This is a genomic window from Lactobacillus sp. IBH004, from assembly GCF_026185255.2.
Taxonomy (GTDB): Bacteria; Bacillota; Bacilli; order Lactobacillales; family Lactobacillaceae; genus Lactobacillus; species Lactobacillus melliventris.
Map to the genome: position 1 here is coordinate 878,482 of NZ_CP110217.2, position 15,910 is coordinate 894,391.

Annotated in this window: 17 protein-coding genes; 13 read left to right on the top strand and 4 right to left on the bottom strand. The window is 36.3% G+C overall.

The features are described 5' to 3' along the window. Positions 1-107: 107 nt before the first annotated feature. The 7 genes from LDX54_RS04470 to LDX54_RS04500 all read left to right on the top strand — a co-directional run bounded on the left by LDX54_RS04470 (position 108) and on the right by LDX54_RS04500 (position 6,311). Complete coding sequence (locus tag LDX54_RS04470; RefSeq protein ID WP_265666764.1) at positions 108-764, top strand: histidine phosphatase family protein; 657 nt, start codon at positions 108-110, stop codon at positions 762-764. Beyond that, positions 761-1,405: a CDC27 family protein gene (locus LDX54_RS04475; RefSeq protein WP_265666763.1), complete on the top strand. Its 645-nt coding sequence runs from the start codon at positions 761-763 to the stop codon at positions 1,403-1,405. Before LDX54_RS04470 ends, LDX54_RS04475 begins: the two co-directional genes overlap by 4 nt. Beyond that, entirely contained in the window at positions 1,402-3,777 is a 2,376-nt protein-coding gene (locus LDX54_RS04480) for an ATP-dependent RecD-like DNA helicase (RefSeq protein ID WP_265666762.1), read from the top strand. The genes LDX54_RS04475 and LDX54_RS04480 overlap by 4 nt, the downstream gene beginning before the upstream one ends. 9 nt (positions 3,778-3,786) lie before the next feature. Continuing rightward, on the top strand, positions 3,787-4,176 hold the full coding sequence (locus LDX54_RS04485) for a DUF1828 domain-containing protein (protein WP_265666761.1): 390 nt from the start codon (positions 3,787-3,789) through the stop codon (positions 4,174-4,176). 98 nt (positions 4,177-4,274) lie between these two features. Then, positions 4,275-4,952 carry an ABC transporter ATP-binding protein gene (locus tag LDX54_RS04490; protein ID WP_265666760.1) on the top strand — a complete coding sequence of 226 codons (678 nt, stop codon included), beginning with the start codon at positions 4,275-4,277 and terminating at the stop codon, positions 4,950-4,952. 167 nt (positions 4,953-5,119) lie between these two features. Next, positions 5,120-5,788, top strand: coding sequence for an ABC transporter permease (locus LDX54_RS04495; protein WP_265666759.1), 669 nt, complete (start codon positions 5,120-5,122; stop codon positions 5,786-5,788). Further along, positions 5,766-6,311, top strand: a complete 546-nt coding sequence (locus LDX54_RS04500; protein WP_265666758.1) for a GNAT family N-acetyltransferase — start codon at positions 5,766-5,768, stop codon at positions 6,309-6,311. The genes LDX54_RS04495 and LDX54_RS04500 overlap by 23 nt, the downstream gene beginning before the upstream one ends. Before the next feature lie 137 nt (positions 6,312-6,448). Here LDX54_RS04500 and LDX54_RS04505 read toward each other — a convergent pair whose 3' ends face one another. The 4 genes from LDX54_RS04505 to def all read right to left on the bottom strand — a co-directional run bounded on the left by LDX54_RS04505 (position 6,449) and on the right by def (position 10,083). Next, the gene (locus LDX54_RS04505) at positions 6,449-7,399 is read right to left on the bottom strand and encodes a diacylglycerol kinase family protein (protein ID WP_265666757.1); all 951 of its coding nucleotides are present in this window, start codon (positions 7,397-7,399) and stop codon (positions 6,449-6,451) included. Positions 7,400-7,444: 45 nt separating this feature from the next. Further along, positions 7,445-9,124: a ribonuclease J gene (locus tag LDX54_RS04510; RefSeq protein ID WP_265666756.1), complete on the bottom strand. Its 1,680-nt coding sequence runs from the start codon at positions 9,122-9,124 to the stop codon at positions 7,445-7,447. Positions 9,125-9,129: 5 nt separating this feature from the next. After that, positions 9,130-9,354, bottom strand: a complete 225-nt coding sequence (locus tag LDX54_RS04515; RefSeq protein ID WP_046324764.1) for a DNA-dependent RNA polymerase subunit epsilon — start codon at positions 9,352-9,354, stop codon at positions 9,130-9,132. Positions 9,355-9,528: 174 nt separating this feature from the next. Next, the gene (gene def, locus LDX54_RS04520) at positions 9,529-10,083 is read right to left on the bottom strand and encodes a peptide deformylase (RefSeq protein ID WP_265666755.1); all 555 of its coding nucleotides are present in this window, start codon (positions 10,081-10,083) and stop codon (positions 9,529-9,531) included. Between the two features lie 254 nt (positions 10,084-10,337). On the opposite strand from def, the gene typA reads away from it, so the two are divergent. From typA to LDX54_RS04550, 6 genes are all read left to right on the top strand, one after another. Continuing rightward, positions 10,338-12,179: a translational GTPase TypA gene (typA, locus tag LDX54_RS04525; RefSeq protein WP_265666754.1), complete on the top strand. Its 1,842-nt coding sequence runs from the start codon at positions 10,338-10,340 to the stop codon at positions 12,177-12,179. A 101-nt stretch (positions 12,180-12,280) separates the two neighbouring features. Then, positions 12,281-13,459 (top strand): FtsW/RodA/SpoVE family cell cycle protein, encoded by a 1,179-nt coding sequence (locus tag LDX54_RS04530; RefSeq protein ID WP_122026004.1) that lies wholly within the window; start codon positions 12,281-12,283, stop codon positions 13,457-13,459. Then, entirely contained in the window at positions 13,456-13,797 is a 342-nt protein-coding gene (locus LDX54_RS04535) for a YlbG family protein (RefSeq protein ID WP_122026005.1), read from the top strand. Before LDX54_RS04530 ends, LDX54_RS04535 begins: the two co-directional genes overlap by 4 nt. Then, positions 13,794-14,342, top strand: coding sequence for a 16S rRNA (guanine(966)-N(2))-methyltransferase RsmD (gene rsmD / locus LDX54_RS04540; RefSeq protein WP_046324769.1), 549 nt, complete (start codon positions 13,794-13,796; stop codon positions 14,340-14,342). Before LDX54_RS04535 ends, rsmD begins: the two co-directional genes overlap by 4 nt. Before the next feature lie 9 nt (positions 14,343-14,351). Further along, positions 14,352-14,831: a pantetheine-phosphate adenylyltransferase gene (gene coaD, locus LDX54_RS04545; protein WP_265666753.1), complete on the top strand. Its 480-nt coding sequence runs from the start codon at positions 14,352-14,354 to the stop codon at positions 14,829-14,831. Further along, the gene (locus LDX54_RS04550; RefSeq protein WP_046324771.1) at positions 14,828-15,877 is read left to right on the top strand and encodes a SepM family pheromone-processing serine protease; all 1,050 of its coding nucleotides are present in this window, start codon (positions 14,828-14,830) and stop codon (positions 15,875-15,877) included. Before coaD ends, LDX54_RS04550 begins: the two co-directional genes overlap by 4 nt. Positions 15,878-15,910: the final 33 nt, after the last annotated feature.

Genomic DNA, 15,910 nt, shown 5'->3' on the forward strand with positions numbered 1-15,910 from the left:
AAGGAAAATGTACCATGCATTTTCCTTTTTATTTGTGTTCGTTTTTCTTTTAAACTAATTAAATGATAAACTAGATAGCAACAGCTATAGAAAAGAGTAATTAATGAATGCAAATTTATTTTGTCAGACATGGTAAAACAGAATGGAATTTACAAAGGCGTTTTCAAGGAGCTCACGGTGACTCACCACTTTTGCCTCAAAGCTTAAGTGATATTCAAAAATTAGGCGGTTTTTTAGCTGGCACCAAATTTGCCGGAATATATTCAAGTCCGTTAAAAAGAGCTAAGGCTACAGCGGAAGGCTTAGTAAAAACATTGAGCTGCCCTCTTGCAATTAAAGTAGATGATCGTCTGCGCGAATTCGATTTGGGAGCAATGGAAGGTCTCACTTTCGCTGAAGCTCAAACTAATTACCCCAAGCAAGTAACTGATATTTGGGATCATCCCGAAAAATATGACGGTCACAGTATAGGTGGAGAAAATTATTCTGAAGTCATTGCTCGCGGTAAAAGTTTTGGTCATGATATTGCGCTGAAGTTTAAGGCGGATGATAAAGTAATTGCTGTAAGTCACGGTGCAGCCTTAGGGGCAATTATGGGAGGATTATTAGGCTATCCGCTGTCAGATATCAGGCGCAACGGCGGCTTAAGCAATACTAGTCTGACAGTTTTAGAAACAAAAGATAAAGGCAAAACTTTTGATGCTTTAGTTTGGAACGAAACAGGATTTTTAGGTAGAAAAATGGTGAATTCAGATTCATTATGATAGAGAAAAGGAAAGCAACAAGTAATTCCGAAGTTGTTCAAAAAAAGATACACGAATTAATTACTCACATTGATGAAAAGCCAGATAACAGTGAAAACTATTTAAAATTGGCCACCTATTTAATAAAACAGGGTAGCAGCGATCAAGCTACGGAGTTATTAGAAAAGGCTAAAAATTTGGTTACTCATCCGCAGGATTTAGATTATGATCTGGCAGTGTGCTATTACTTGCAAGGTGAATTTAAAAAGGCCTTAAATATACTTAACCAGATTCCCAACGACGATTTAGTTTTATACCAAAAGGCTCTCGTTTTTTTCAAAATAGGACAAAAGCAAAAAGCACTTGCTTATGCTTTAACTATTAAACAAAGAGATGCCAAGACGTGGGAATTGATAGGAGATATTTGGCTCAGTCTTGGTGAAATCAATCAGGCAGAGTCAAGTTATAAAAAAATCGGGAAAGAGCAAAGGACGGCAAAAGTCAATTTCATGCTGGGAATCACAAGTTTGACACAAAACCGTCTAGAAGCAGAAAAGTATTTTGCCAAAGCTAAAGAGCAGGATCCCAAAGTTTTTGCCCAAGAAGAGCAAAAGTATGCTTCTGCACTAAAATTAATAACTAATGCGAGAAAGAAAAAATGACAACTTTTACCGGAAAAATTAACAGAATAGTTTTTGAAAATGACCAGGATCTATATAAGATACTTGATGTCACCATAATTGGCAAACTTGAAAAATACGATCGTGATGAAATTAAGGTTACCGGTAATTTTGGTGATGTCCAAGTTGGTGCAACTTATAGCTTTTCTGGCAGGCTAATTGTTCATAATAAGTTTGGCCTGCAATTTCGCTCAGATAACTATAAACTAGCTTTACCTCATGAAAAAGGCAGTTTAATCAGCTACTTGAGTTCAAGTAAATTTCCGGGAATCGGTAAAAAGGCAGCCAGTGCAATAATTTCAGACTTAGGAATGGATGCACTAACAATTTTAAAAGAAAAACCTGAAAAAGTAGCGACTTTGTCATTAACCAAAAAGCAAAAAGATAGTCTGCTAAATGGTGTCAGCTTAATGGATTCTTATTCTGAAACTGTACTAAAATTGGCGCAATTTGGCTTAAATAAAAAAGTAGCTGGTAGACTTTACCAACTTTATCATGGTAATACTTTAGCAAAACTTGAAGAAGATCCTTATGCTTCTATTGCTGAAGTTACGGGCTATGCGTTTAAAAGTGCCGATCGAATCGGTAGTAAACTAGGAATTAGTTCCGCAGATCCTAAAAGAGTTAATGGCGCTATTTTTCAAATTTTACTTGATGAAGTTGCTAAAGAAGGTAATACCTACATCAAACTGGAACAGTTGCTAACAGAGGCTGGTAAATTGCTTCAAGTTGAGCAATTTGATGTTATAGCTGATTGCGTTAATAATCTCCAGCATCAAGGAAAAGTGGTGGTAATGGGTGAAAATGCAGCGCTGCAGGAAATATATGAAACTGAAAGTGATATTGCCAATGCAATGAAAAATTTGGTGGAAAAAAGCCATAAGAGTTCAAAATATAGTGAGAAGGAATTAAACCGCGCCATAGCTCAGGCTGAAGCTAAGTTAAAGATTACTTATGATGAAACCCAAAAAGCTGCTATTAAAAATGCGCTGACTAATCCCATCTCAATTTTAACTGGTGGTCCAGGGACTGGCAAAACTACTATCATAAACGGTATTTTGTTAGCATTGAAAGAGCTGGCCGAAATACCATCATCGTCTCTTTATAGTACGGATCCACCATTTTTGCTGGCAGCACCTACAGGTCGTGCTGCAAAAAGAATGGAAGAAATCACTGGTATTACAGCTAAAACAATCCATCGATTATTAGGACTGGGAATTGGAGAAAATGATGCAACTGATTTGAACGAGTTAAATGGTGAGATTTTAATCATTGATGAAATGTCAATGGTAGATATGTTTTTGTTTAAACAATTGGTTTATAGCATTAATGAAACTAAACATATTGTTTTTGTTGGAGATAAGGATCAGTTGCCCTCTGTTGGTGCAGGAAATGTGTTTGCTGATTTGATCAAATCGCAAGCTTTTCCCACTACAGTTCTCAAGCAAATCCACCGTCAAGGTGATGATTCCAGCATTATCACACTTGCTCATGACATTAATATGGGTAAAAATGTGCAAGAATTATTTCAGAAAACCAGCAACTATTCCTTCATTTCTTGTCCACCTCATGAAGTTGCTCACGTAGTTAGTCAGATTGTTGAGCGGGCTTTGGCAAAAGGGTTCAATCCCGATGATATTCAAGTCCTAGGAGCTATGTATCAGGGTGATGGCGGAGTAAATAATTTGAATGATGTAATTCAGGAAATTATTAATCCGCCTAAGGAAAATAGCAAAACACTGGAAGTACATGACGAGATTTTTCGTATAGGTGATCGTATTCTACAGCTGCAAAATAATCCGGAAAAAGATATTTATAACGGTCAAATCGGCAAAATTTTAGCAATTGATAACGAAAATTCGCAAAAGTGTATGGTTGCTGACTTCGATGATAGGGAAATTACTTTTAGCAAAAAGGATCTTTTCGATTTAACCAGAGCATATGCAATTACTATTCATAAAGCCCAGGGTTCTGAATTTCCTTTAGTTATCCTTAGTCTGACTATGCAAAATTATGTCATGCTCAAACGTAATTTGTTATATACTGCTGTTACTCGTGCAGAAAAAAATTTGGTTTTAATTGGCGACCCCCGTGCTTATGAAATGGCTTTGACTACTTCAGGTAACGATCGCAAGACTGGCTTAACTACTAAATTACAAGCGGTGTTAAAAGTTGAGCCCAAGGAAACTAAGAAGCAGATTCCAGCTAAAAGTGACCAAGACGTTGTATCAAATTCTGAAGAAATAAGTCCTGAGAAAAAGAATTATATTTTGACACCTGAATTGATATACTCAGGGCAGATAGATCCTATGATTGGGATGCAAGATGTCAAGTTAGTAACAAGAGCGGGGTAAAAATTCGCTATGATAGGAAAAAATGCTGTTTTGAATGAGTTTAAAAATACTCTGCAATTGTGGGTTAATAATCATACTCATGTTTTACTAATGGATCAAAATACTCTGGAAGTTGAAACAATTTATCGAGATTCTTTTAATGAGTCAGTTTATTGTTTTGTAGAAAGAACTGCAAAAGAAAAGTTTATTGTTAGTGATGACGGTCGTTCACTTTTCAAGCTTGACCCTAGTGCAAGTGACGTTGATTTGATCGCAACTATTGGTGATATATCGTTAGCTTCGGAATTTGATTTTAATCTCCAAAATGGCGCTATTAGTGCTAAAGCTGACAGACAAAATTTAATCGACACCATAATGCGTTTAGCGCAACTACAAGTAAATATTTCATATCTTAATTAAAAATATTTTTCAAATATAATTTTCATTGCTATTTTTCAAATATAATGGTTAAATTAATGATATTATTTTATTTTAATCTGGGGGAAGGAGCAAAGTCTATGACAATAGTTTTTGATCAGGTAAAGAAAAATTACGGTAAAAAGCCAGTTTTACATGATATTAACATTAAAATCCCTTTGGAACCTACAGTAATTGGTTTGGTTGGACCTAATGGTGTGGGAAAATCAACTATGTTAAGACTACTTGCAGGAGTACTAGAACCAACTGAGGGCACGATCAGGAATGATCAAACGAAAGGATCCTATTTTAAGTGGGCCTGCTTGCACACAAGTTTCGTTGCATCCGGAGAGAGGGGTCTTATGTATAGACTGAATACCCTTGAAAACGGAATGTACTTTTCCTCACTTAAGGGAATTAGTACTAAAAGAACGGAAAATAATATTCGTAAGATGGCTCAAGATTTTAATTTTTCAAATGAACTTAATACTTTTTTTCAGAACTTGTCCACTGGCTTAAAGAAAAAAGCTGCTATTTTGGTGGGAGTAGCAATGGGAACAGAAGTTTTACTTTTAGATGAACCCTCAAACGGTTTGGACATAGCTGCTCAAGAGGATTTAGCCCCTTTTATTCTTGATTTAAAAAATAAGAATGGCAATATTATTTTTATTTCATCGCATGACACTCAGATGCTCTCTGGAGTTGTTGACCATTATCTGTTCTTAAGAGATGGCCAAATAGAAAAAATATTGAACATAAAATGGACGAAAATGACCTAATTTCTGAGTACCGTGGAATTTATAAGCGAAAGTAGGAAACAAAATGAAAAAAATCAAAAAGCTATTTAATATTTTTTGGATACAATTATATTTAGAGCTAAAACTACAAATTCGTTATGTTAATTCTGCTATTAGTTCGCTTGTTTTATATGCCGGAGTTTTTTTAGTTGTTATCCTTTGGTACCAAACAAGGGGTTTTATTTACCATTGTTGGCTTTTTGTTTTGGAGTATTGGTATTGCCTCATTGGGTGGATGTAGTAATGGGGTGGAGACTGATGAGCGAACTGGTCTGCTTGAAAGTGAAACTCAATCCGTCTTTCCCTTGTGGGTTCTATACTTTATTCAAACTTTGGCAGAAAACTTATTTGTTTGGATCTATCTCTTAATTATAGGACTTGTAGCCTCGTTTTTTTCAATGTTTACAGTAGCGGAATTATTAAAAGCTATATTATTGACGTTTGCTTTTTCCTTAATTTCCAACTTAGGAATGTTTGGCATCGGAATGATTTTTGCTTCTGGTTCCATTAGATTTAAAAGAATGGGACAGTGGGCTACTATTTTGCAGGCTTTATTGCTAATGTTGTCAAATGTTTATTTTCCAGTATATAATGCTTTTCAGGAGGTTATTCCTTACGTGGGCGGCATTGAAATAGTGCGGCAAATATTTCTTGGCCATGGAGTTTCATTGTCGAAACTGATGTTATTTATAGTGGTAAATGTAATTTGGTTCTTGCTTGGCATTTTAATTTTCAATTATTGTATAAAAAAGAGCGCAAAAACGGTTCATTTGACGCATTTTAAGTTAGAGAAAGGTGATATTTATTTTAACGTTTGAAAATGTTAAATGGGGAACAAAAAATTATTTTAAAGTAAAAAAATTATATTTAAGTGCATTTCCAAAAAAGGAGCGGTTTCCAATTATTGGCTTGCTTGCAATGGATCTGCAAAAAAGAGTAAATTTTCAGGCCATTTATGATCAGAAAAATTTTATAGGCTTAATTTTCTGGACTTATGCAAAGCAAATCATTTATATTGGCTATTTGGCAGTAGATCCAATCTGGCGTTGCCAGGGCTACGGTAGTGAGATTTTAAATCTAATGAAAAGAAACCATCCAGGTCAGGAAATTGTTTTAGACATTGAACCAGTTATTAAAACAGCAAAAAACTATTCTCAAAGGATTAATAGATTATTATTTTATAAACATAATGGCTTCAAACTAACTCAAGATAATTTAGTTGACGCAGGAGGTCGCTATGCGATTTTAAGTTCAGATAAACACTTTAAAAAACGTAGTTTAAGTCAACTGCTTGATCATATGAGTTTTAATTGCTATAAGTATAAAATTGTGAAAAGGTAATAATAACTAGCGGTCTAAAAGACTGATATTAAAAAGTGTATATCTTATTAAGGCAAATGTAGTCAAACACAAAAAAACCGAGCATAGCAAATGCTCGGTTTTTGTGTTTTTTCTAGGTAGTGACAAAACTAATTTTTTTAGCGTAAAAGATTGAAACTTGAAACGGAAAATTTAATGTTAAAATTATTCCGTTTAATTTCTTCGCCATCTATTTGGGCATATTCTTTTTTTATTGTTGTTACCGTAACTTTATTAGCTTCAAAATAATGAAATTGAGGATCATTGACATGCGAGCCATCTTTAAGGAGGTTGATAAATAGTTTAACCAATTTGGCCAAACTAAATTTCTCAACCACCACGGTGTATATTTTATGGCTGTCAATTTTAGCACTAGGTAAAAGGGGCAGACCTCCGCCCAAATAGGGATGATTAGTTGTGGTAACCATGAAAGCATCGTCAAAATGAAATTTTTGACCATTCCTTTCAATATCTACAATAAAAGTATCTTGTTTGGTCACAGTGGCTAAAACATTACAGCCGTATATTAATTTACCTTCACTAAGATGATTCAGAACTTTTTTCAATTTTGAAATATTACTATTATGGTTGACAAATGCGTCAAAGCCAATGCCAAAGCTGTTGGCAAAATAATACTTCTTATTAGGGGCAATATCAGGAAAAATAAAAGTCCCGCAGTCTATCCGCTCTGGTTTAAATTCTTGTTGTAAATGATCTATAAGAACTTTCGGATCATTAGTTAAGTTAGCAGCGCGCGCAAAGTCATTACCTGTTCCTGCAGGTAGGTAGGCAATAGGGGTTTTTGGATTTTTGGATCTTTTAATTCCGTTTAGCACCTCATTAAGAGAACCATCACCACCGATTACCAACAAAATTTCCGCGGGCGAATGCTTTTGGTCACCATATTCTTGCGCAATGTAAATAGCCTCCCCGGCATAAGTGCTTTTTCGCAATTCAAAGTTAATATTTTCATTGATTAATAAAGCTGTAGTCTTTTCGAGTGCTTTTTTAGCACGACCGTTACCAGCTACTTCATTAACCAAAAGATGTATTTTTAATTTGTTATCCATAAAATTTCATTCATTACATAAAAAGCCCTTAAAAAGGGCTTTTCGTTATTTTTTCTCAACTAACATTGGTAAAATCAGCGGCCGTCTTTTTGTCTTAGAATATAGAAAATCAGAAAGGTTAGTAATAATGGCATTGCGAATCATACTGTCTTTAGGATGCTCCGTTTTGTCCATTTCAGACTTTATAATGTGATAAATATGCTTTTGAGCCTGGTTGATTAATTCAGTAGATTCCCGCATATAAACAAAGCCTCGACTCAAGACATCGGGTCCAGCTAAGACACGTTTGTGCTTGTAATCAACTGTTGCCACCACAACTACTAAACCGTCTTCGGATAAGACCTGGCGATCATGAACGACGACATTGCCTACATCGGCTGTGCCAGATGTATCAACATAGACATCGCCAGCTGGAATATGACCAGCTATGCGGGAGCCTTCAGGTCCAAAACAAATGACTTCACCGTTTTCCAAAACAAATGTATTTGCGGCTGGAACTCCTGCTGCTTGTGCCAATTCAGTATGAATGACCTGCATGCGGTATTCACCGTGAACCGGAATCATGTACTTAGGTTTTGTTAGACGAACCATCATCTTTAATTCTTCTTGACCACCATGTCCTGAGGTGTGGACATTATTAATGCGGCCATGAACTACGCTGGCGCCACCTTCCATTAACTTGTTAATCAAATGATTAACGCTTAATGTGTTACCAGGTATTGGGTTTGAAGAAAAAATCACAGTATCGCCAGGCTGTAAACTAATTTGTCTGTGAGTACCATTTGCTATTCTGGAAAGAGCAGCTAAAGGTTCGCCTTGTGAGCCGGTACATAAAATCATCACTTGTTCAGCTGGTGTGTGATTTATTTCGTTAGCATCTACAATCAAGCCGTCAGGAACATTCAAATAGCCCAAATCAATGCCATTTTGCACACCATTTTCCATACTACGTCCAAAAATGGCAACTTTACGTCCGGTATCTATTGCTGCCTGGATAGCAGTCGATACGCGGTAAAGATTAGAGGCAAATGTAGCAAAAATTATGCGACCGTGGATCCCCGTAATGATGTCATGCAATGATTTAGCTACAAAACGCTCGGACTTAGTAAATTGGGTGACTTCAGCATTAGTTGAATCGGATAATAGCACCAAAACGCCTTCATTACCTAATTTAGCCATCTTTTGAAAATCCGGAGCTGGTTGATTCATTACCGGTGTTAAATCAAATTTGAAATCTCCCGTAAACACGACTGCACCTAGCGGGGTATGAACAGCTATGCCTAAAGTATCTGGAATAGAGTGGGTGGTTCTGAAGAAAGTAACCGTTAATTTCTTGAATTTAAGTACAGTGTCCTCGTGCTCTTCGTGTAATTCTGTTGTTCGTAAAATGCCGTGCTCTTCAAGTTTGCCCTTAATTAAAGCTAAGGCAAATGGGGTAGCGTAAACTGGAATTTCCGGGATCTTTTCTAGTAAGAAGGGGATCCCGCCAATGTGGTCTTCGTGTCCGTGGCTAACAACTAGAGCTTTAATCTTTTTGCGGTTTTTAATTAAATAAGAATAGTCAGAAATCACATAATTAATACCAAGGAGATCATCTTCAGGGAACTTAATCCCGCAATCCATAATAATAATTTCGTCTTGGTACTGTACACAGTACATATTCTTGCCTATTTCGTGCAACCCCCCGATTGCAACGACGGCAACTTCATTATTTTTTATTCGCACAGATATTACTTCTTACTCTCAAAAGAAGTTAGCTTAAAATCGGCATGCTCCTTTTCGTAAGTCAGTGAATTGCCGGCTAATTCTTGGATGAGTTCAATATTATAGGGGGTATTTTCCTCAACCATAGTCCTTGCGGCGACCAAATTTTCTGCCTCAAGGTAAAGAGTTTTAGTTGTTTCCCGTCTAGGATTGACAACCTTATCTTTTTGATACAAAACTTTGTAGATCATATTTGTATTCTCCTTATTCAGTTAATAAAACGTTCTAATTTTGGACAGCTTAAAGCTTCCAATAGCTAGTAAAATTCTACCATACATGCAAAAACAAGTATAGAATCAAGTTTTGCCAGCTTTATTAAAAAAGCCGTCAAAACGATAGCTGACGACATAAATATTTGTGAAAAATTAATAAATGACTACGGTATCTTCATCTAATTTAAATGGGTCTTGTTTATTGATGCGGTCATAGAAAAGATGACCCCGCAAATGTTCAATTTCATGTGAAGCTACGATTGCAGGATAATCCTTTAACCGGACTGTTTTTTCTTCACCAGAAACAGTATAATAATGAATTTTCAATTTATCAGGACGGGGCACATAGCCATCAATTACTTTATCAACGCTCAGACAGCCTTCACCTTCGCTTAAACAAGCCTGTCTGACAGATTCGGACAAAATTTCCGGGTTAACAAAAGTTTCCTTGAAAACTATTTCATTTTGATTATTTGGTACTAACAATGAGGCCATCTGGACGCTCTCACCAACTTGAGGTGCGGCTAAACCAACGCCAGCACGTAATTGGTGCTTTTTGGCAATTTTAGGATCTTGGGAGTTAATCAGATATTCCATCATTTCTTTTGCTAAATTTTGATAATGTTCGCTTAAAGGAAAAGTTAGTGGTTTGGCTACCTTGCGTAATACCGGATTTCCATCTCGGGTAATATCTTTCATTAAAATCAATTACATTCACTCTTTCATAAAAGTTTATAGTTATATTTGTAACATAAAATAAACTAATTTGTCTGCTTTTTATTCTATACTAAATTTTTAATTTGAAAAAGAGGGATAAACGTTGACCCTTAAACAGTTAGGTGGTAAAATCAATGAGCGTAAATATACAGATATGAAACACTTCGATCAGCATGTTTTTGACGTGCCGCCGAAACTGTGACCACGTCACAGTTTTTTTATTGAGGAGTGGAGGAGGAATACTTTTGTCAGAAAAAAGAAGAAACGATATTAGAAATATAGCTATCATAGCGCACGTTGACCATGGTAAAACTACTTTGGTTAACCAATTATTGAAGCAATCCGACACTCTCCCTGAACATATGGCTCTGGAAGATCGGGCAATGGACTCCAACGATATTGAGCGTGAGCGTGGTATTACTATTTTATCTAAAAATACTGCGGTTAAATATGGTGACACTACCATCAATATTTTGGACACTCCAGGACATGCCGATTTTGGTGGTGAAGTTGAACGAATCATGCATATGGTCGATGGTGCCTTATTGCTGGTTGATGCTTATGAAGGAACTATGCCGCAAACTCGTTTCGTACTAAAAAAGGCATTAGAGGCTGGAGTTAAGCCAATTGTGGTTATCAATAAAATTGATCGCCCAGGTGCTCGTCCCAAAGAAGTTCTTGACGAAGTTTTGGAATTATTTATTGAACTTGGCGCTAACGATGAACAACTTGATTTTCCAGTCGTTTATGCATCGGCCTTGAATGGTACCTCATCCTATGATCCAGATCCTGCTAAACAGGAAGAAACGATGAATCCTATTTTTGACACTATTATTAAGGCTATTCCTGCGCCTATTGACAATGCTGATGAGCCTTTGCAGTTCCAAATTACAATGCTTGACTGGGATGATTATGTTGGTCGAATTGGTGTTGGCCGCATTTATCGCGGTAAAGTTAAAGTTGGTGATAATATCACTGTCATGAAGCGTGACGGTTCTACCCAAAACTTTAGGGTTACGAAATTGTTCGGTTTCTTCGGCTTGAAGCGTAATGAAATTAATGAAGCTAAAGCAGGGGATATTATTGCCATCAGCGGTATTAACGATATTTTTGTTGGTGAGACTATTGCTTCTGCCGAAAATCCGGAAGCGTTGCCACTTCTTAAAATAGATCCGCCAACTTTGCAAATGGACTTTGTTGCTAATGACTCACCATTTTCTGGTCGTGAGGGTGACAAAGTTACGCCTAAGAAGTTAGAGGATCGACTAATTAAGCAAACACGTACTGATGTGTCATTAAGAGTTGAGCCGACTGATCAATTAAACGCCTGGACTGTTTCTGGTCGTGGTGAATTGCACCTTTCAATTTTAGTTGAAGAAATGCGGCGGGAAGGTTTTGAATTGCAATTATCAAGACCAAAGGTAATTTATCGTGAAATTGACGGCAAAATGTGTGAACCATTTGAAGCTGTCCAGGTTGATACTCCAGATGAATATGTTGGCTCTGTCATTGATTCTCTTTCACAAAGAAAAGGTGAGATGAAGAATATGACTTCAACTGGCAATAATCAAACCCGTTTAGACTTCTTGGTTCCTTCTCGTGGCTTAATTGGTTATAATAATGAATTTATGTCCCAAACAGGTGGTTACGGCATTATGAACCACAGTTTTGATTCATATAAGCCAGTTGTCAAAAATTGGGAACCGGGACGGCAAAATGGTGCTTTAGTATCGATTAGCCAGGGTAAATCAACTACGTATTCTTTACAAACTGTTGAACAACGTGGTGAATTATTTATTGGTGCTGGAGTAGAAGTTTATGAAGGGATGATTGTTGGCCAATCTTCTCGTGATCGTGATATTGCGGTCAACGTTATTAAAGGTAAGAACTTAACAAACACTCGTGCTGCCGGCAAAGACCATGCCGCTGCAATCAGAACTCCTAAGACCTTAACTCTAGAAGAGGCTATTGAATTCTTAAATGATGATGAATACTGTGAAGTAACTCCTGATTCAATTAGATTAAGAAAGAAAATTCTCAATACTTCAGAAAGACAAAAAGCTGATAAGAAACGTAATAAAAAATAAATAAATGTTTTAGAAGGGCACTCACTGATGAAGTGGTGCTCTTTTTGTTTTATAATGCTTATAATAAAGGTAGATTAAGTTACAGAAGGAGAGGTCGGCTAGTGCGGCAAAAACTTCACCATTTAAATTACAATATTTTCATACCTTATATTCTCTTAGTCGTTTTTGGAATTGTAATGGTTTATTCGGCTAGCTCGGACATATTACTAGTTAATGGCTTTAACCCGGCAATATATGGTATTCGCCAGGCTCTGTATGCCGTCTTTGCCGTATTTGTTTGCTGTGCTCTGTGCTTTTTCTTAAAACTAGAAATTTTTAAGAGTCGCAAATTTGTTATCTGGTTTTTAGGTCTTAGTTTTTTGCTGCTCATTTACCTAATTCTCTTGAAAATTTTTAAGGGATCTGCCGCAGCCGTAAATGGTTCTGTTGGCTGGATTGATTTAAAGATAATAAAGATTCAACCATTAGAAATTGCCAAGCTGTCGCTGATAATTTACTTAGCTTATTTCTTAGACCGTCATGATGGAGCTTTCAAAAAAGGCCAAATTATTCGTAATTTGTATAGGCCAGCAATTTTAGCTGCTTTTATGATGCTTTTGGTTATACTTGAACCGGATTTTGGCGGTACTGCTATTTTAGCCATGATTGTGATTATCATGTTTTCTGTTTCTGGTGTTCCTGCTAAAAATGCAGTATTATGCTTAATTGGTATTGCAGTTGGAATATATTTATTTATCTTCCTAGTTATCAAATTGAATCCTGCTTTTTTACAAAATAAGTATCAATATCACCGTTTTATGTCTTTTCTGCATCCTTTTGAACTTGAGCAAAAGGGTGGTGCCCAGCTAGTTAATTCGTATTATGCTATTCATAATGGTGGTTTGCTCGGAGTAGGATTAGGCAATAGCATGCAAAAACGGGGCTATCTCCCAGAACCATACACAGACTTTATTTTAGCTATAATTGCAGAAGAAATTGGGGTTATTGGTGCTCTAGTCATACTAAGTCTTATGTTTTATCTTATATGGAGTATTATGGAAGTTGGTATCCATGCCAGTTCTCAATTCAATGCTCTGGTATGTTTTGGAGTTACTACAATTATCTTTATTCAAACTCTGTTTAATGTAGGAGCCGTGCTTGGTCTATTGCCTATAACCGGGGTCACATTACCTTTTATTTCCTACGGTGGCTCTTCTTTAATTATCTTATCAGCCGCTATTGGGATTGTACTGAACATATCAGCAAATGAACGAATCGAAAAAGAAGGAAGTTTTAAATGAGCATCAAGCAAGACTTAACCAATAAAAATATTAGCCAAAGGCTGAGCATTATTGTTTATTTAAATTCAGTCAGCAACCAATATAAGCTAAGGCATTATGGTGATATAGTATATTTTTCTAAAAAATTCGGTTATTGTATTTTATATGTAAATCAAAATGAGATCGATCAAGTTATTCGGAATCTGAATGCACTTGATTTTGTTGACAGGGTTGAAAGATCAAAATGGGATCAAATCGATCTTTCAAGTGATCATATTGAACAACAAATTACGGATTTAGCAGCAGATGCTGAAAGAAAGTTACAAGAACGTCAGGAAAATACAGAACAACTATTATGAGAATTATTTCTGGAAAATATGCCAAAAGAAATTTATTTACTTTAAAGAGTCAAAAGACAAGACCGACTAGTGATAAAGTTAAAGAGTCACTGTTTAATTCATTAGGTCAATTCTTTTCTGGTGGTGAAGTCCTTGATCTATATGGCGGAAGTGGTGCTTTAGCAATAGAAGCCGTTTCTCGCGGTTGTCATCATGCCGTGATAATAGACATTAATTACCAGGCCGTAGCGATTATTCGCAAAAATATTGCCTTAACTAAAGAGCCTAATCTTTTCTCTGTATATAAGATGTCCAGTAAAGCCGCCTTGAATAAACTGGCTGAAGAGCAACAGAAATTTGATTTAGTTTTTTTGGACCCGCCATATGCAAAGCAAAAAATTGCGTCTGATATGGCAAAAATGCGTGATTTAGCTTTGCTACATCAAGGAGCAATAATAGTAGCTGAAACAGATGATCAGACGGATTTGGAGGTAGTTGCTGGTTTTGAGTTTATTAAAGAAAAGCACCTGGGTAAAACCATTATCCGTTTTTATCGAAAGGAATAAAAAATAATAATGAGTGTAGCAATTTTTCCGGGCAGTTTTGATCCTGTTACTAATGGACATGTTGATGTTATTAAGCAGGCAGCTGCAATTTTTGATAAAGTTTACGTAGTAGTAATGGTTAATACGGCTAAAAAATATCTTTTTAAAGATAACGAAAGGCAAAAATTATGCCAAGCTGCTGTTAAAAACCTACCAAATGTTGAGGTGCTACTAAAGCCTGATCAGCTGACAGTTAATGTAGCACGAGATTTACACGCAAATGTTATCGTGCGGGGAGTCAGAAACAATACAGACTTCTTATTTGAACAACAGATTGCGGAAATGAATAGAAAAATGGCAAATGATATTAGTACAGTCTTGCTTTTTACTAAACCGGAAAATAGTTATGTTGCATCTAGTATTATTAAAGAAATTGCACAATTTAATGGTGATTTTAATAGTTTCTTGCCCAGCGAGGCTGCAAAGGCTTTAAAGGAAAAATTCTCATGAATAAAGAAGAAAATCATGCTAAAAGAAATAGTAAAACACGTAAATGGCTGCTTTTTATTCTGACTCTTTTTCTAGTTTTTATTGGGTTGAACTGGCCGACAAATTATTATATTGAAATGCCGGGAAGCGCAGTTCCAGTAGGACAATTTGTGAAAAGTAAGGCCAAGGCGCCCAATAATTTCTATCTAGTTACAGTTAGTGAAACTAGCCAGCCGGCATCAGTCTGGGAGTACCTTTTTAGTTATACTCAAAAATATGCCAGTCGCATTCCCAAGTCTGAATTACTGGGTAATTCAAGTAACAGTCAGTATCAGGAACTACAAAATTGGTATATGCAAACAAGTCAGCAAAATGCACTTTATTGTGCGGCTAAAAAGGCAGGTCTTAAGCCTAAACTGCATTATAAAGGCGTATATGTTATGCAGGTACAAAAGGGTTCCAGTTTTAGAAATAAGTTGCAAATAGGAGATACCGTTTTGGGAGCAAATGGTCATAAATTTCGCTCAACTGAAGAAATGATCAATTACTTTCAAAAGAAAAAGATTGGCTCTGAAGTTGTAATTAATGCTTTGCGTGAACAGAAAAAAATAGATTTCAAAGGGAAAATCGTTAAAGTTGCAGGGACAGGAAAGCCAGGTATTGGCATTCAATTGGTCGAACATTTACAGGTCGAAACCCATCCTCAAGTAACGATTAATGCTGGCGCAATTGGTGGTCCTTCAGCTGGTTTAATGTTTACCTTGACCAGTTACGAAGTTTTTTCGGGTAAACATTTGGCTCAAGGACATAAAATAGCTGGAACTGGAACTATCAGTCCTACTGGAAAAGTTGGCATGATTGGCGGCGTTGATAAAAAAGTAGTAGCTGCTGACAAAGCCGGCGCTGAAGTGTTTTTTGCCCCAACGGATACTGCAGGAATGAAAAAAGTCACCAGCAATTATTTATTAGCTAAAAAAACAGCTAAGCAGATTGGTACTAGAATGAAAATAGTTCCCGTTCGTACTTTTGATGATGCACTCCATTATTTACAACAAAAATATCAATAATTACTAAAAGCCCAAGTTTTTGGGCTTTTTTTG